Genomic DNA, 16,151 nt, shown 5'->3' on the forward strand with positions numbered 1-16,151 from the left:
CAGGGGGGGTGTTCGCGCGGGCTGCGCAGTGGGACCGTCATGCCATGACAGGTGACGAAACCTATGTCTACCGCCAGTCCTGGGAGCAGGAACGCGCGCGGCTGGCGGGCCTGTCCGCCCAGTTCGACCCGGGCACGAAGAGGCATCTGCGAACCATCGGTGTCGCCAGCGGCTGGCGCTGCTGGGAGGTGGGCGCGGGAGCCGGCAGCATCGCGGCGTGGCTGGCGGACGAGGTCGGCGAGACGGGCCACGTGCTCGTCACCGACCTCGACACCCGCTTCGTCGAGGAGCTGGCCGGCGACCACGTCCAGGTACTGCGGCACGACCTGACGGGCGACGAACTGCCCGAGGGTGAGTTCGACCTGATCCACGCTCGTGCCGTGCTCGAGCACCTGCCGTCCCGCGAGCGCACCTTGCGGCGACTGGTTGGCAGGCTGCGTCCGGACGGCGTGCTGTTCCTGGAGGACGTCGTGTTCGGCGGCACGCACCTGTCGCTGTCCCTGCCGATGATCTCCCCGGCCGCGGCAGCGGGACTGCTCAGCAGGGTGCAGGAGGCCGTGGCCGGCGCGTTCCGCTCCGTCGGCGCCGACCCGGAGTACGGGATGCTCCTGCCGGAGCGCCTGATCGACGCCGGGCTGCAGGACGTGAACGCCGAGCTCAGCACGCTGCTGACCCGCGGCGGCACCGACGAGGCGCAGTTCTATCGGCTCAGCATCGCCGAGCTGGGCGAGCGACTGGTCGAGCACGGGCTGCTGGACCAGGTTGACCGCCAAACGATCGACGAGCTGCTCAATCACGAGGACACCCGTTGGCCGTCCGTTGCCATGATGAGCGCCTGGGGACGACGTCCATGACTTCATGGTTCATCCCGGATCGCCTGCGGCCCAACCGGACCAGCGGCTGACGTCGACGACCAGAACCGGACCGGCCGGCGGCTGCGCCAGGTACTGCTCGTACCGCGAGACCAGCAGCGCCACGCCGTGGCGAGCCTCAACGTCAGCCGGCTCGAGGACCCGCGCGTCGCCGTCCGCCCTGACCCACCACAGCGCCACCCAGTCGTCGTCGTACTGGTCGACCAGCAACGCGACCGCCGGGTTCGCGCGGACGTTGGCGAGTCGGCGAAGGTCGTTGCTGCGCTTGGGTTTGTGGTCGACCGCGCTGTACACCCGCTCGCCCTCGACAGCGAACACCAGAGGGACGACGTGCGGACGTCCACCCGGACCGCAGGTCGCGAGCCGGGCGACCCGCGCGCCGGCGAACCGGGCGCGGGCCGCCAGCGGGCTGAGTGAGGTCAGGCGAGGGCCTTCGCCTTGAGGGAGTCGAACTCGCTCTGGTTGATCGCGCCCGAGTCGAGCAGCTCCTTGGCGTGCTTGATCTGTTCCGCCGGCGAGGCCCCGGAGCCGGCCACGCTCTTGATGTAGGCATCCTGCTGCGCCACAGCACCCTTGACCGCCGACGCCTGCCGCTCGGCCATGCCGCCGCCGCGCGCGATCAGGTACACCAGCGAGGTGAGCAACGGCAGGACGATCAGCAGCACGATCCAGATGGCCTTGACGATTCCCGAGGTGTCACGGTCGCGGAACAGGTCGGTGATGATCGCGAACAACACCATGAGGTAGGCGATGAAGGCGAACGAGATGATGATGAACCAGACGACATCCCAGAAGGACATGACACATCCCTTCGTCACGAGCACGGTCCGAGCCGTGGCCGCGGTGCTGCCTCCGTCCCTCGGAGGTACCGGTTCCACGCTGACGACTCATCGACCCTGGGGCATCACCCGTGACGGGTGATGACGGTCTGCGACCGCAGCGGCTCAACGGGCCTCGAGGAGCCCGCGCAGGAAGGCGGCCTGCCCCAGGTGCTGGGCGTCGTCGTCCACCACGCTGACCAGGCGCACGCCCAAGGTGACCGGCGGGTCCCAACGCTTGTCGACGACGCGGTCCAGGTCGGCGTCCTTCACCCCACCGAGCACCCGGGCGCTCTGCGCCAACGCGTCGTCCAGGTAGCCGGTCAGCAGAGCACCGTCCTCGACCCGCACCCGGGCGACCTCGTCGCTGCTGTGCCCGTATCCCGTGTCGGCGGCATCGAGGGGCAGCCCGAAGCGTTCCGCCCAGCCGTTCGTGAACCACACCTGCTCCACCTCGAACGCGGCGGCAACCTGCGCGTCCTGCACCCGGGCCGCGTGCCAGACCAGCCAGGTGATCGAGTTCGAACGCCCGTCGATCCGGGCGTTCAGCTGCTCGCCGGTCAAGCCCTCGACGACCGACCTGGCACCGTCCCCGATCCGGCTGAGCGCGTCGTTCAGGACGTCGATCCCGTTCATCTCGATCCTCTCGCTGGGCAGTCAGCCCCAGACCTGCTCGGCCGTCCGGACGACGAGCCGCAGCTTGGCGAACTGTTCCTCAGGGGTGAGGGCGTTCCCCTCGACGGTCGAGGAGAAGCCGCACTGCGGTGACAGGCTGAGCTGGTCGAGCGGCACGTAGCGGCTGGCCTCGTCGATCCGCCGCTTCAGGTCGTCGACGTCCTCCAGCTGCGGGCTCTTCGTGGTGACCAGGCCGAGTACCACCTGCTTGCCCGGCGGGACGAACCGCAGCGGCTCGAAACCGCCGGACCGCTCGTCGTCGTACTCCAGGAAGAAGCCGTCCACGTCCAGTCCGCCGAACAGCGCCTCGGCCACGAAGTCGTAGCTGCCGGAGGCCGCCCAGGAGGACCGGTAGTTCCCCCGGCAGAGGTGCGTGGTGACCCGCAAGCCGGGTGGCCGATCGGCCAGCGCCGCGTTGATGGTGCGGATGTAGCGCTCGTGCTGGTGGTCGGCGTCCTCACCCAGCGCGGTCATCCGGGCTCGTTCGGCCGGGTCGTTCAGGTAGGCCAGGCTCGTATCGTCCAGCTGGAGGTAGGTGCAGCCGAGCTCCGCCACGGCCGCGACCTGGCTGGCGTAGGCGGCGGCCAGGTCGGCCCAGAACACGTCCAGGTCGGGGTACACCGAGCGGTCGATGGAGGCCGCGCCGCCGCGGTAGTGCACCATGCTGGGCGACGGGATGGTGAGCTTGGGCGTCAACCCGTCGACCTGCGCCTGCAGGAAGCTGAAGGCTTCCTCGAAGATGGTGCGCGGCAAGGTGATCGGCTCGTCGATCCGCAGCCCGGCGGCCGTGAAGTCCAGGTCGCCTTCGGCGTTGTGGAAGTGCACCTGGAGCTGCTCGTCGGTGCGCTGCACGCCGCCGAGCTGGTAGATGAAGTCCATGTGCCACGAGGTGCGCCGGAACTCGCCGTCCGTCGCCGACTGCAGACCCGCCTCGGCCTGCTGCCGCACCACCTGCGTGACGCACTCGTCCTCGACCGCGCGCAACGCGTCGTCGTCCAGCCGGCCAGCTGCGCGGGCCGCCCGCGCGTCCAGCAGCCGCTGGGGTCGCAGGAGGCTGCCGACGTGGTCGGCCCGGAAGGGCGGTGCCGTGCGCTGCGTCATGGGTCGTGCCTACCACGCCCGCAGTCGATGTGCCTTCGGAGCCAGCACGCTCTGCCGCGGACATCAGCGATGACTGCGGTCGTGGTTGACAGTCTCATCCAGCAGGGCCGACGCTGCCGGTCTGGTCGTGCGAGGCGAAGGAGCCGTCGTGGCGGGACCGATGTGGCTCGACGTCGCGCTCGCCGTGCTGATGGTGGGGTCCGCCGGCTACCACCTCGACCGGCTGCGCCGGGCAAGAGGCCGGGGCCGGCGCCGGCAGCCGGACGTCGCCCACCTGGTGATGAGCGGCGCCATGGCGGTGATGCTGGTGTCCCACCTCGGTGCCGGGCTGCTGCTGCTGTCCGCCGCAGCGTTCGTCCCGTTCGCGACCTACTTCGTGGCGCGCAGCGTGCAGGCGCTGGTCGGTGCCGGGCCGATGGGGGCGGCACCAGCGCTGCGGCAGGCGCTGGCCGGCTGCGCCATGGTCGTCATGCTCGCGGCAGGCGCCGGCGTACTCTCCCCCGCCAGCGGGACGTCCGCGACGTCGGGGACGGTGGCGCTCGGTCATCACGGTGCGGTCGGGCAGACATCAGTGGCCGTGCCGCCAGGCGCGACGGAGCACCCGGCCGGGCTAGCGCTGACCTGTGCCGCCCTCCTGGTGATGATCGCGGTCACCGCGGCCTGGCAGGCCCGCGGGCTGCGGCGCCCGTCCTGGCAGAAGGGTTGCCAGCTCGCGATGAGCGCCACGATGGCCTACATGCTCGCGCTCATGCTCTGAGCGGGACGGCGGTGCCGCGCACCCGCACCCGCGGGTCGCCGGCCACCAGACGGACCCGCAGGACGCCCGGCCGGCCGAGGTCCTCGCCCTGGCGCAGGGTCAGCTCGGCGTCCGGCGACGCCAGCCCCAGGGTGCGCAGGTAGTGGCCGAGAGCGAGGGCCGCGGCACCGGTGGCCGGGTCCTCGACGACGCCGCCGACCGGGAACGGGTCCCGCACGTGCAGCACGGTGGCGTTCTCCCGCCACACCAGCTGGACGGTGGTCAGGTCGAGACGGCGCATCAGCGCAGCCAGCTCGTCGAAGTCGTAGTCCAGGTCGGCGAGCCGAGCCCGGGTCCTGGCGGCGAGTACCAGGTGCCGGACCCCGGCGAACGCGATGGCTGGCGGAACGTCCGCGTGCAGGTCGTCCCTGCCCCAGCGCAGCGCGGACAGCGCCTCGTCGACCGCGTCGCGGGCGACCTGCTCCACCGCCGGCTCGACGCTGGTGAGCTCGGCCTCGAGCAGGCCGTCGTCGCGTCGAGTCACCTCGACCGGGACCGGCCCGGCGGCGGTGCGCAGCAGCAGCGGGCCGACACCGAGGGCCTCGCCGAGCACGACACCGGTCGCGACGGTGGCGTGACCGCAGAACGCGACCTCAGCGAGCGGGCTGAAGTATCGGAGGACGACGTCGCGGCCCTGCCGCTCGGTGACGAAGGCGGTCTCGGAGTGGCCGAGCCGCGCCGCGACCGCCTGCATCTGCTGCTCGGTCATGCCCGCAGCGTCCGGCACGACGCCAGCCGGGTTCCCACCGCTGGGGACGTCGGTGAAGGCGGCGTACTCCAGCTCCTGCCGCGGCCCCCAGGGCAGGCTCACGGTGAAGTCGTCGTTCCGGGTTTGGCCCGGTCCGTCCGGCTGAACGAGAGGGCGATGATGGCCAGCACCGTGGCCGGCAGCAGCAGGATTCCGATGGAGGCAAGGCCGAGGATCATGCAGACGGCGAACAGGACCGACGCCACCGCGGCGCTCACCCAGCTCCTGGTGACCGCAGTGGCGACGCTGCAACCGATCGCGGCCAGGACGAGCACGACGTAGAACCAAGCCACCCCGACATCGCCCTGCTTCAGCACCAGCCACACGTAGACGCCGAGGAAGACGACGCCGAAGACGGCCGCCACCACCGAGGGCCGGCGGGCGCGGAAGCCCGAGGTGTTCGCTGCACTCATGTGCGCAGCATCTCAGAGGTCAGCTGCGGCGCTCCTCGACGACCCTCTTGACCAGGAAGAAGGGCAGGATGAACGCGGCGAGGGCGCCGGCCAGCCAGACGATGAGCGCGGCAAGGATCCAGGTCGAGACGCCGTCCACCTGGATGCCGTCGGAGATGACGTTCGTGATGACGAGTGCGACCAAGGTCGAGATGATCCCGACTCCCCCGCTGAACGCACCGGCGCCCTTGGTCACCGCGTTTGTGAGCATCGGCGACAGGATCGCCTGCACGATCGCGAAGATGATGGCGACCTCGAAGTACGCGGACGTCTCGATGCTCAGCCCGTCCAGCAGCAGATCGGCGACGAGGATGCCGACGAACGCCGACACGAAGTAGACCAGAAGCCTGATCAGGAAACGGATCACCTGATCAACGTAGCCCCCGCGACCCTGGGGGTCGAGACGCCCGAAGGGCGAGTACTAGCCCGCGCTGCCGGAGATGTTGACCAGCCAGGTCACGCCGAACTGGTCGACGCACATGCCGAAACTGTCACCCCACGGCGCCTGCTCCAGGGGCACGCTCACGGTACCGGCGCTGGAGAGCTTGTCCCAGTAGCCGCGCAGCTGCGCGTCGTCGTCGCCGCTGAGCGACACCGAGATGGAGGATCCCGAGCTGTACTCCATCGAGTTCGGGGTGTCGGCGGCCATCAGCGCGAGGCCGCCGGGTGCCTCCAGCACTGAGTGCATGACCTTGTCCGCCTCGGCGGGATCCTCGCTGGCCTGGAACTCGGCGAAGGTGCTGATGCTCAGCTCGCCGCCGAAGACCGACTGGTAGAACTCCATGGCCTCACGAGCGTTGTCTCGGAAACCAAGGTAAGGGTTGAGCCGGGTGCTCACGGGTCCGCTCCGATCGTCAGAGAAGGGACTGGACCTCCGAGGCTACGTCCAGGCGTCCCGTGATTCCAGAGCGTTCAGCCGCCGCCCTTGCGCCGGCGGCCCTCAGTCGACTCCGTTCGCGGCGACGATCGACGCGTAGACGTCGGCGCTGCCCTTTCGGGTCCGCGCGAAGGTTTCGCGGTCGACGGAGTGCAGCCCGAGCTGGTGCCCGTAGCCGAAGATCCACTCGAAGTTGTCCATCAGCGTCCAGTGCAGGTAGCCGAGCACGGGCACGCCCTCCTCGACCACGTCGAGCAGTCCGCGCAGTGACGGCGCGAGAAATCCGGCGCGCAGCGCGTCGTCGGAGGTGGACACGCCGTGTTCGGTGACCAGCACCGGGATCCCCGTGGTTCGGTGGGCGTATCGCACCGCGCCGGCCAGCGACAGTGGCTCGATCGCCGAGCCCAGCTGGTTGACCGGCGCCCCGACACCGACCGGCACCGCACCCTTGTCGTCGTATCGGATCTGCTCGTAGTTCTGCACGCCGACGAAGTCGTCCGCGCGCACCAGGTCGAGCCAGCGCTCGTACACCTGGGCTCGCTTGCGGTCGCGGATCGACGGGTCGTCACCGACGACCTGGTCGTCGACGATCGCCAGGCTCAGTCCGACGGGCAGGTCCGGACGATGGGCCTTGATGGCCGCTCGGGCCGCTTCGTGGCCGGCGGCGAGACCATCGGCGATGGCGTCCATCTCCTCCGGCAGCACCACGTTCGAGAGCCGGTACCGGCTGACACCGGCCGCCGCGCCGGCGGCGGCCAGGGTTGCCCGCTCGAGGTCGCGGACGAAGTCGGGCAGGTCAAGCCAGGTCAGCAGACGCGGCAGGTTGGGCTCGTTGAGCGTCACCGCGACGGCGATGCGGTCGCCGAACGCGGCCATCACCTGGTCGCAGTAACGGGCGAACAGTCGTGGCGCCTGCTCGTCCAACCAGCCACCGCGCATCGCGAACCAGTGCGGCGAGGTGAAGTGGTTGAACGTGACCACCGGAGCCATCCCGCGCTCCACGCAGCGGTCAGCGATCGACGCGTAGTGCTGCAGGGCCGCGCTCGAGAACTCACCGTCGGCCGGCTCGACCCGAGCCCACTCGACCGAGAACCGGTATGCGTTCAACCCCAGGCCGGCGGCCAGGTCGACGTCCTCGCGCCACAGCTCGTAGCCGTTGCAGGCCCTGCCGGAGGCTTCGCGAAACACCGATGGCTGCACGTGCTCGGCGAACCACGTGTCGCTGCCAGTGTTGTCGCCCTCGTTCTGGTGCCCCGCACCCGCTACCCCCCACCAGAAGCCGTCGGGAAAGCGTCCTGCCGTCATGTCACTCCTCTTGCCCGCCGGTCGTCGACCGGTCCAGCAGTTCGACGAGGTTTCCCTCGGGGTCGGCCACGAACGCCATCCGCACGCCCGCCTCTGGCGAAGGCCTCGGTGTCATCACCGCTCGTGCTCCCAGTCCGAGCAGCCGCTCGAACGTCGGGTCCAGGTCCGAGACATCGAAGGCGATGTGGCCGAACGCCTGCAAGAGCGCAGCCTCAGCCGGGTCAGCTGCCCGCAGTCCGGGCTGGGATCCCGTGCGGTGCAGCAGCTCGAGGCGGTCCCCGCGACCGGGGTGGATGAGCATCACGACGTCCAGGTCTGACGCGTCCACCCGCAGTGCCAGCTCGCGGACGAAGCCGAAGGCGGTGCAGTACCAGGACTCCGCGGCGCCGAGATCGGCGACGTTGAGGCCTACGTGGTCCAGGCGTGGCACGCGTTCAGCCATGGACGTTCAGCCTCGCCGGGTCCGCGGACAGGTACGAGGCGAACCGCCCGTCCGGGTCTCGCTCGGCCCGGATCCCCTCGAGTCGGACGAGCTTCTCGTCGGTGAGGAAACGGTCCTGGCGGCGGGTGAAGTCGGTGTCGCCGAGGTAGACCCCGACTCCGCCAGCCGCCGCGATCGCCGCCGTCTGCCGGTGCACCCGCGACCGGTAGCGCTCGTCGTCGGCCTCGTCGCGGTAGATGAGGTAGGTGGCGACGTAGACGTTGCCCTGCACCGAGAACGCCATGTCGGGCAGTTGGCGGGTCGGCGCCCAGCCGTACCAGATCGAGAACGAGTGCTCGGTGTCGAGCGCACGCCAGACGTCCAGCAGCAGCGGTGCGAGAACCGTCGCGGGCGCGTCCGTCCAGGTGCAGTCGACCGCGTACCGATGCCCCTCGGGGTTCTGGCCGGCCTGAGCCAGGCTCTCCTGCTCGATCGACGTGGCGCTGGTCACCCGCCCCAGCTCTCGGCCCTGCACCGGGCACTCCCCCAGACCGGCCAGCAGCTCGCGGGCCTCGTCGTCCGAGTCGGCCAGGCACGTCGTGTGCAGCAGCAGCACCGTGCCGCCGGGGTGACTGGTGCCGTCGTACAGCGGGACGTCGGGCAGCCGGGTGGCCGCCAGCACCGGCTCGACGCGGCGGTCCAGAACGGGCAGGACCTCGTGCAGCCAGTGCACCACCGCCTCGGCGTCGTCCAGGTCGAAGGTCCAGGTGTCCTGCCACATCACGGGAGGGAGCGGGTGGGTCTGCAGGTGGAAGGTCGTGACGATTCCCGGGAAGCCGGGGCCGGCGCCGCGGGCCGCCCAGTACAGGTCCGGGTTCGACTGCGCGTCGGCGCGCACCAGCTCGCCGGCCGCGGTGACCACCTCGACCGCCACGATGCTCTCGCAGGCCCAGCCCAGCGCTCGACCGTTCCAGCCCTGACCACCCTGCAGGAGATAGCCACCGAGGCCCACACCCGGGCAGTGACCGACTGGGAAGGCTCGGCCCAGCGCGGCCAGGAACGGTGCGAGCTCCAGCGCGCCGGTGGTCGCGGGGCCGGCAGCGACCACTCCGGTTGCCTCGTCGTAGGCCAGCGCTCGCAGGACGCCGAGGTCGATCAGCAGCGCGTCATCGTGCAGGCTCCAGGCCGCCCACGAGTGACCACCCGAGCGGATGCTCACCTTCCAGCCACGCTGGTTCGCCAGCCGGACGCCGGCCGCCACGTCGGCGGCGTCGGCGGCCTCGAGGATCGCCGCCGGGAACCGGTCGGGCCGGCGGGCGTTGAAGATGCGGCCGACTCTGGCCCGCTCGTAGCCATCGTCGCCGCACAGCATCAGCCGGCCGCGCAACGGCCCGCTCATCCGACCACCGCCGCGCCGCCGTCCACTGGCAGGTTCGCGCCGCTCACGTGCGACGCCTCGTCGCTGGCCAGGAAGAGGATCGCGTTCGCGACGTCCTCGGGCTGACCCCACCTGCGCAGCGGAACCCGGGACAGGATCTGCTCGGTCGGGCTGTCCGGCCCGTGCAGCAGCGGGCTGGTCTGCGGCGTCTCGGTCATCGCCGGGCTCACGGCGTTGACCCGGATGCCGTGCGGGCCGCCTTCCACGACGAGCTGGTTGGTCAGCGCCAGGACGCCGCCCTTGGCTGCGCCGTGGGCGTTCTGCGGCATGAACCAGGCACCGCGGGAGCCCGAGATCGAGCCGATGTTGACGATGGATCCGCCACCGCGCGCCACCAGGTGCGGCCTGGCCGCCCGGGTCACCAGGAACACGATATCCAGCTCGTTGCGCATCGTGAAGGACCAGTCGTCGTAGGACAGCACGTCGATCGCGTCCATCCGGCCACCGGCCGATCGCACGAGCTCGACGGTCTGCTGCGAGGACTCGGCCCACAGGTCGCAGCCGACCACGTGAGCACCCTCGCGGGCGCAGACCAGCGCCGTCGCCCTCCCGATGCCGCCACCGGTGCCGGTGACCAGGACGACCTTGCCGGCCAGCCGACCGGTCACGAAGTGGCCGGCTCCTGCGACGCCTTCGCCAACCCGCCGCCGCCGAAGTTCTTGTCATGGTCGAGCGTCATCCGCAGGATCGGGTAGGCCGTCTCGCGCATCTGCTGCTCGTAGCCGCCGATCGCCTCGATCAGCTGCGCCTCGCCGCGGGCGACCCGGTCCAGCTGCTCCACCAGCAGGGCGGCGTCGTTGAGCGACAGGTTCGCTCCCATGCCGAGGGTGGGCAGCATGCCGTGCGCCGCATCGCCGACGATCGTGACGCGGGACGGCTCCCAGCTCTCCTTGGGCTCGATGAAGCCGAACGGGATCATGAAGATGGAGTCCGGGTCCATGCCGGCCACCAGCGCCTGCGCCGCGGGGTGCCAGCCCTCGACGGCAGCGAGCATCGACTCCTGCATGAGCCCGGGGGTCTCGGCCGTCCACTCCCGGGTCGGCGGCACGACGGTGCCCGGGGTCACGCTGCAGCTGATCATCACGTACCCGGACTCGGGGTCCAGGTGCACGTCCGGAGCGATCTCGGCGGCGGCCTCGTCCGCGGCCCGGCGCGGCCGGAACGTGGCGATGAGCAGTCGCGAACCCTTGCGGTCCACGGCCATCAGCACACCCTGGTTGAGGATGTCGGGCATCAGCTCGTCGAGCTCGGGGGTCAGCGGGGTGCGGCCGTACACTCCGATCCCCTTGATCCCGGTCGCAACCACCGGGACGTCCGGGAACAGCTGGCCACGGACGGCCGACCGGATGCCGTCGGCCCCGACCAGGACGTCGCCACGAGCGGTCCGGCCGTCGGCGAGCGTCACCGTCACGCCGTCCGCGTCCTGGTCGTAGGAGACGACCGGAGCACCGACGTGCAGCCGGTCGCCGAGCCGACCGGACAGCACCTGGCGCAGCGTGCGGCGATGAACCCCGGTGTGCGCGCGGGGTCCGGTGTTCGGCGGACCCATGTGCGGGCGCGAGCTGAGCTCGTTGAACTGGTTGTCCAGCACGATCGACTCCGGCCGGTCGTAGGACTCGCGTGAGGTCTCCAGGTACAGCTCGAACAGGTCGTCGGGCAGGACCCGGCGCAGTGCCTCACCACCGATCGCGTTGAAGTGCAGGTAGTAGCCCTGCTTGCGGTCCAGATCGACGTCCCGCTCGAACACCTCGACGGTGTGGCCCGATCTCAGCAGCCCCTGGGCGGTGGCCAGGCCGGCGAGACCCCCACCGGCGATCAGCACGTGCAACGGTCGGTCGTCGTTCACAGCCGCTCCTGAGGTGCTAGGTGCCGACCGCTTCGTCGCGGCCGACTCTCGTTCTATGAAAGTTGCTTTCGTGGATGAGCCTAGATCGTCTGCGCGCAGGAATCCAGGGTTTCAGCCCTGCATCGGCCGCATCATGTCGTCACCGTCCCAGCCGTCCGCGAGGGCGGACAGCCGGCGGTGCATCCCGAGGATCGGCGGTCCGGCCCGGTGGACCTCGATCGGGTGCGGGAACAGCTGTCCACCGTCGTGCCAGGCCACCGACACCGCGCCGGAGGACGCGGTGTGGATCAGAGCGCAGCCGAGGGAGTCCAGCCGGGCCGACTCCGCCTCGAGGTCGTCCACGACCCAGCTGACGTGGCCCACCCGGTCGGTGCCGATCCGGTACGAAGCAGCCAGTGCGGGGTCGACCGAGTGCACTACTGCGAGCTCGATCACGATCGGCCCCCAGGCCGCGAAGGCCGCCGTGTGGTCAAAGTAGGTGGGGTCCTGGACCGCCGTCCCGTCAGCGAGCACGAACTCGTCGAACCGGACGTGCGGGTGCACCAGGAACGGCCCGACACCGAGCGTCCGGACGGCCAGGTCGACCGCCGCGCCGAGGTCCTCGACCCAGTAGCCGATGTGGTGCAGCGGTCCCACGGCGGCCTCCCTGGCGAGATCGGCAGTGCTCGTTCTGTGGAAGTCATATTCTGACAGTGAGAGTATGTCTCGGTGAAGCTCACCCACCTAGGCCACGCCTGCCTGCTCGTCGAGACCGACGGCGCTCGACTGCTGCTGGATCCCGGCACGATGTCCGCGTTCGACGACGTGCGCGACCTGGACGCCGTCCTGGTCACCCACCAGCACCCGGACCACCTCGACGTCGCCCGGCTCGCCCCGCTGCTCGCCGCCAACCCCGGGGCCGCCCTGGTGGTCGACCCGGACTCGGCCACGGCGGTGCCGGACCTGCCCGCCACCCACACCGTGGCCCGCCCCGGCGACCGGCTGACGTTCGGCGGAACGGCGGTCGACGTGCTCGGCGGTTTGCATGCAGCGGTCTACCGCGACGTACCGGGCTGCACCAACTCCGCCTACCTGGTCGGGGGCGGCGCGCTGCTGCACCCGGGGGACTCGTTCTTCGTCCCGGAGCAGGACGTCGACGTCCTGGCTGTCCCGGTGGACGGCCCGTGGCTCAAGCTCGCCGAGGCCGTCGAGTACGTACGTGCGGTGTCCCCGCGGGTGGCCGTGCCGATCCACGAGGGCGAGACCACGGACCCGGCCAAGTACGCGGGCATGCTCGGCGCGTTCAGCCCGGCCGGTGTGGTGACCCGGCTGACCGCAGGCGAGCCCCGCACCCTCTGAGCACCGGTCCGCCCTCACGGTGCGGCCGTCGTCCAGCGGTGCGACCCGGCGCCGGCCGAGGCGACCCCGCCGCCCGGCAGCTCGACGGTTGCGGTGGTGCCGCCGGGCACGTCCAGGGCCAGCGCGAGCTCACCGCCCGCGATCCGCCAGGTCACCGAGATCGTGCCGAACGGGCTGTCGTGCCGCGCCGAGGCTGAGGTCAGGCCTCCTCCCGGCTGCGGCCGCACCCGGAACGTCCGGTAGCCCGGCGACGTGGGCTGGAGCCCCGCGACGTACTGGTGCAGGAACGAGATCACGGCACCCTTGCTGTAGTGGTTGAGCGACTCGTGAGCCACCCCGTCGGCGTCGACCCCGTTCCAGCGCTCCCACACGGTCGTGGCTCCGCGCTCGACCATCGTCAGCCAGGACGGCTCGGTGCCCTGCTGCAGCAGCTCATAGGCGGTCGCCAGGTGACCGGAGTCGGCCAGCGCGGGGAGCAGCAGCCCGGACGACAGGAACCCGGTGCCCAGGTGACCGCCGGCCAGGACGACAAGGTCCACTAGCCGTTGTGCCACACCAGGTCGCAGCTCGTCGGGGACCAGATCGAACGCCAGCGCGCGCACATGCGCCGCCTGGGTCTGCACCCGCAACGACCCGTCGTCGTCCAGGACGGTCGCCCGCCAGGCCTCCAGGGCGCCCGCGGCAACCCGCCGGTACCGAGCGACGACGTCCGGTGCCGCGCCGACCAGCTCGCCGACCAGGGCTGTCGTGCGCGCCGAGCGGTGCAGGTACGCCGTGGCCACCTCGGACTTGTCCGCGCCGGCGAAGGCCCGGAAGTCGGTGATCTCGGTGCCCGGCTCCAGCCACTCGCCCCAGTGAAACCCGGTGTCCCACAGGAATTTCTCGTAACCGGCCGGTTCTGGGCTGATCGCGACGCGTCCCGGGTGCCGGTGCTGCTCGGCGCGGTCGATCGCGTAGTCCAACCAGGCGGTCGCCGACGGCCAGCTCTCGCGCAGCAGGGACGCGTCGCCGTAGGCCTGGTAGAGCTCCCAGGGAGCGCTCACCACGACGTCGCCCCAGCCCGCGGAGCCGTTCAGCGCGCCGAGCGGGCCGTCGAACCCCTCGGACGGCGGGCAGGGCGACATGTTGGCGACGCAGCCGTCCGCACGTTGGTCCAGCGCGACGTCCCGCAGCCACTTGCGGCTGAAGCCGAGGACGTCGTACAGGAACGCGGCGGTCGGCGCGAACACCTGCCAGTCCCCCGTCCAGCCGGCCCGTTCCCGCTGCGGGCAGTCGGTCGGGATGTCGCACACGTTGCCGCGCAACGACCACACGACGGCCTCGTGCAGCCGGTTCAGCCGGTCGTCGCTGCACTCGAACCAGCCCGTCCGGCGCAGGTCGCTGTGCACGACGACACCGGTGACGTCGTCCGCTGACAGCTGTCCCGGGTGGCCCTCCACCCGCACATAGCGGAACCCGTGGGTGGTGAACCGGGGCTCGAAGACGTCAGCCGGCAGCCCTGCGGAGACGACCTCGTCCACCTGCCCGACCGGCAGCGGCTCCGGGATGATCGGCAGGTTCACGTCCAGGTGAGCGGTGGTCAGGTCGCCGTCGGCGTCGAGGTGCTCGCCGTGCCGCAGGGTGATCGTCGTGCCGGCCGGCCCGAGGTGGGTCAGCCGCGTCCAGCCGTTGACGTTCTGGCCCAGGTCCACGATCTGCGAGCCGTCCGGCAGCCGGACGACCGACACCGGCCGCAGCTCCTCGACCCGGCGAACCGGTGGGGCGACCGGCGGCACGACCGCCACGTCGACGGCACGGATGACGCAGTCGCGCCACTGGCCGCCGAGATCGACGATGTGGTCCGCGTGCACGCGTGCGTCGACCAGGCGCCGGTCCTCGCGCTGGCCGGCGATGAGGTCGGCGACCAGGACGTGCGACGCCGCAGTGCGCCAATTCTCCCCAGTGGCTGTCAGGGTCGTCCACTCGTTGTCGCGCCTGGACTCGAGCTGCAGGCGCAGTGCCAGGTCGGTGCCGAACTGGTCCACTGCGCGAGGCATGCCGACCCGTCCGCGGAACCAGCCGTCGGCCAGCAGGACGGCGACGACGTTGCGGCCCGCCCGCAGCTGCTCGGACACGTCGTAGCTCTGGGCCTGCACCCGGCGTCCGTACTGGGTGTACCCGGGAGCCAGCTCGACGTCGCCGACGCGCGCACCGTTCAGGAAAACCTCGTACAGGCCCATCGCACTGACGTGCAGGCGGGCGAACTGCGTGGCCGGCGCGTCGAACGTCGTGCGCAGCCAGTACGCCGGACGGGCACCCTCCGGCGTGTCGCTCTCGTCCACCCCCACCCAGGATGCCGTCCAGTCCTCCTCTGCCAGCAGGCCGCTCTCGAGCAGGATCGGGTCGCTCCAGTCGCTGGGCCCGAGGTCGGTGACCACCTGTACCCGGGCCAGTGCCGACCGGCGCGAACGGTCGAAGCCGGGCACCGAGACGAGTGACTGGGCGTCGCCGGACACGGTGCCGGAGTCGTAGCCGTCGTCGGTGACCAGCCGAAAGGCGTCCTGACGGCTGGCGCCCTCGGGAAGCCACCAGGACAGCGCGGGAGCGTCGCCGCGGCCGAAGGGGTCACCGCCGACGAGGTCGACGCGCAGACCGTGTGGGGCACCCGCCATCGTCGCTCCGCGTCAGGCGAACATCGACGCGCGCGCTCCGGTGATCCACCCGACGAGCTGGTCGTTGTCCGTCTCGGACGTCGGGAGGTCGGCGACCTTGCGCCCGCGGTTGAGGACGGCGATCCGGTCGCAGACCTGCATGGCCAGCGGCAGGTTGTGGGTCACCAGGACCAGGGCGATCCCCTGGTCGGCCATCCGGCGGATCAGGTTCTGCACCTGCAGCGTCTGCTCGTAACCGAGGGCGGCGGTCGGCTCGTCCAGCAGCAGCACCCCGTTGCGGTCGCCGGTGACCCGCGTCGCGCTGCGGGCCAGGGCCACCACCTGACGCTGCCCGCCGGAGAGCATCTCGACCGGCCTGGTCACGGCCGCGCTGCGGACGCCGAGCTGGTCGAGCTCACCCTGGGCGCGCCTGCGCTGGGCCTTGCGGTCCACGAAGCCGAGCCAGCCGAGGGGACCCTTGCGCAGCACCTCGCGCCCGATGCTCAGGTTGGTCGAGATGTCCTGCGCGTCGACGAGTGCCAGGTCCTGGTAGACCATCTGGATGCCGGCCCGAGTGGCCGCTCCGGGCGAGGAGAAGACAGTCTCCTCGCCGTGCACCGCGATGGTCCCAGACGTCGGGCGGTGAGCGCCGGACATGATCTTGAGCAGGGTGGACTTGCCGGCGCCGTTGTCCCCGAGCAGCCCGACGACCTCACCCTGGCCGACGTGGAAGTCGATCGCGTCAAGGGCGCGGACGAAGCCGTAGTGCATGTCCACCGCGCGCAGGTCCAGCGCTGGTGTCGCTGCGGTGCTGTCGTTGTCGTGAGCCACGCC

General features: G+C 71.0%; 19 protein-coding genes. 3 read left to right on the forward strand and 16 right to left on the reverse strand.

From position 1 onward, the window contains the following. Positions 1-44 precede the first annotated feature (44 nt). Entirely contained in the window at positions 45-854 is an 810-nt protein-coding gene (locus ACPPVT_RS12220; RefSeq protein ID WP_426560585.1) for a class I SAM-dependent methyltransferase, read from the forward strand. A gap of 9 nt (positions 855-863) precedes the next feature. Here the strand turns inward: ACPPVT_RS12220 and ACPPVT_RS12225 are convergent, their stop codons facing one another. The 4 genes from ACPPVT_RS12225 to ACPPVT_RS12240 all read right to left on the reverse strand — a co-directional run bounded on the left by ACPPVT_RS12225 (position 864) and on the right by ACPPVT_RS12240 (position 3,466). Next, complete coding sequence (locus ACPPVT_RS12225; protein WP_426567144.1) at positions 864-1,295, reverse strand: TIGR03668 family PPOX class F420-dependent oxidoreductase; 432 nt, start codon at positions 1,293-1,295, stop codon at positions 864-866. Next, positions 1,292-1,672 carry an SHOCT domain-containing protein gene (locus ACPPVT_RS12230; RefSeq protein ID WP_426560587.1) on the reverse strand — a complete coding sequence of 127 codons (381 nt, stop codon included), beginning with the start codon at positions 1,670-1,672 and terminating at the stop codon, positions 1,292-1,294. The genes ACPPVT_RS12225 and ACPPVT_RS12230 overlap by 4 nt, the downstream gene beginning before the upstream one ends. 144 nt (positions 1,673-1,816) lie before the next feature. Further along, positions 1,817-2,326 (reverse strand): mycothiol transferase, encoded by a 510-nt coding sequence (locus tag ACPPVT_RS12235; RefSeq protein ID WP_426560589.1) that lies wholly within the window; start codon positions 2,324-2,326, stop codon positions 1,817-1,819. Between the two features lie 21 nt (positions 2,327-2,347). Beyond that, entirely contained in the window at positions 2,348-3,466 is a 1,119-nt protein-coding gene (locus tag ACPPVT_RS12240; RefSeq protein WP_426560591.1) for a 5-methyltetrahydropteroyltriglutamate--homocysteine S-methyltransferase, read from the reverse strand. Between the two features lie 148 nt (positions 3,467-3,614). Between ACPPVT_RS12240 and ACPPVT_RS12245 the strand changes: the two genes are divergently transcribed. Beyond that, positions 3,615-4,223 (forward strand): DUF5134 domain-containing protein, encoded by a 609-nt coding sequence (locus ACPPVT_RS12245; RefSeq protein WP_426560593.1) that lies wholly within the window; start codon positions 3,615-3,617, stop codon positions 4,221-4,223. Here ACPPVT_RS12245 and ACPPVT_RS12250 read toward each other — a convergent pair. The 10 genes from ACPPVT_RS12250 to ACPPVT_RS12295 form a co-directional block, all read right to left on the reverse strand. Next, positions 4,213-5,073: a PhzF family phenazine biosynthesis protein gene (locus ACPPVT_RS12250; protein WP_426560595.1), complete on the reverse strand. Its 861-nt coding sequence runs from the start codon at positions 5,071-5,073 to the stop codon at positions 4,213-4,215. The genes ACPPVT_RS12245 and ACPPVT_RS12250 overlap by 11 nt on opposite strands. Then, positions 5,070-5,423, reverse strand: coding sequence for a hypothetical protein (locus ACPPVT_RS12255; protein WP_426560597.1), 354 nt, complete (start codon positions 5,421-5,423; stop codon positions 5,070-5,072). Before ACPPVT_RS12255 ends, ACPPVT_RS12250 begins: the two co-directional genes overlap by 4 nt. Positions 5,424-5,442: 19 nt before the next feature. After that, entirely contained in the window at positions 5,443-5,829 is a 387-nt protein-coding gene (locus ACPPVT_RS12260; protein ID WP_426560599.1) for a hypothetical protein, read from the reverse strand. 54 nt (positions 5,830-5,883) lie between these two features. After that, entirely contained in the window at positions 5,884-6,300 is a 417-nt protein-coding gene (locus tag ACPPVT_RS12265) for a VOC family protein (RefSeq protein WP_426560601.1), read from the reverse strand. A 102-nt stretch (positions 6,301-6,402) separates the two neighbouring features. Then, positions 6,403-7,644 carry a family 1 glycosylhydrolase gene (locus ACPPVT_RS12270; RefSeq protein WP_426560603.1) on the reverse strand — a complete coding sequence of 414 codons (1,242 nt, stop codon included), beginning with the start codon at positions 7,642-7,644 and terminating at the stop codon, positions 6,403-6,405. A gap of 1 nt (position 7,645) precedes the next feature. Further along, positions 7,646-8,086, reverse strand: coding sequence for a VOC family protein (locus ACPPVT_RS12275; RefSeq protein ID WP_426560605.1), 441 nt, complete (start codon positions 8,084-8,086; stop codon positions 7,646-7,648). Beyond that, on the reverse strand, positions 8,079-9,464 hold the full coding sequence (locus ACPPVT_RS12280; RefSeq protein WP_426560607.1) for an FAD-binding oxidoreductase: 1,386 nt from the start codon (positions 9,462-9,464) through the stop codon (positions 8,079-8,081). Before ACPPVT_RS12280 ends, ACPPVT_RS12275 begins: the two co-directional genes overlap by 8 nt. After that, on the reverse strand, positions 9,461-10,111 hold the full coding sequence (locus ACPPVT_RS12285) for an SDR family NAD(P)-dependent oxidoreductase (RefSeq protein WP_426560609.1): 651 nt from the start codon (positions 10,109-10,111) through the stop codon (positions 9,461-9,463). Before ACPPVT_RS12285 ends, ACPPVT_RS12280 begins: the two co-directional genes overlap by 4 nt. After that, positions 10,108-11,349: an FAD-dependent oxidoreductase gene (locus tag ACPPVT_RS12290; protein ID WP_426560611.1), complete on the reverse strand. Its 1,242-nt coding sequence runs from the start codon at positions 11,347-11,349 to the stop codon at positions 10,108-10,110. Before ACPPVT_RS12290 ends, ACPPVT_RS12285 begins: the two co-directional genes overlap by 4 nt. A gap of 111 nt (positions 11,350-11,460) precedes the next feature. Then, positions 11,461-11,985, reverse strand: a complete 525-nt coding sequence (locus ACPPVT_RS12295) for a VOC family protein (RefSeq protein WP_426560613.1) — start codon at positions 11,983-11,985, stop codon at positions 11,461-11,463. Positions 11,986-12,057: 72 nt separating this feature from the next. Between ACPPVT_RS12295 and ACPPVT_RS12300 the strand changes: the two genes are divergently transcribed. Then, positions 12,058-12,687 carry an MBL fold metallo-hydrolase gene (locus ACPPVT_RS12300; protein ID WP_426560615.1) on the forward strand — a complete coding sequence of 210 codons (630 nt, stop codon included), beginning with the start codon at positions 12,058-12,060 and terminating at the stop codon, positions 12,685-12,687. Positions 12,688-12,701: 14 nt separating this feature from the next. Here the strand turns inward: ACPPVT_RS12300 and ACPPVT_RS12305 are convergent, their stop codons facing one another. Continuing rightward, positions 12,702-15,338, reverse strand: coding sequence for a family 78 glycoside hydrolase catalytic domain (locus ACPPVT_RS12305; RefSeq protein WP_426560617.1), 2,637 nt, complete (start codon positions 15,336-15,338; stop codon positions 12,702-12,704). A 12-nt stretch (positions 15,339-15,350) separates the two neighbouring features. Then, on the reverse strand, positions 15,351-16,148 hold the full coding sequence (locus ACPPVT_RS12310; protein ID WP_426560619.1) for an ATP-binding cassette domain-containing protein: 798 nt from the start codon (positions 16,146-16,148) through the stop codon (positions 15,351-15,353). Between the last annotated feature and the right edge of the window lie 3 nt (positions 16,149-16,151).

This window comes from Angustibacter sp. McL0619 (assembly GCF_049994355.1).
GTDB lineage: Bacteria > Actinomycetota > Actinomycetes > Actinomycetales > Angustibacteraceae > Angustibacter.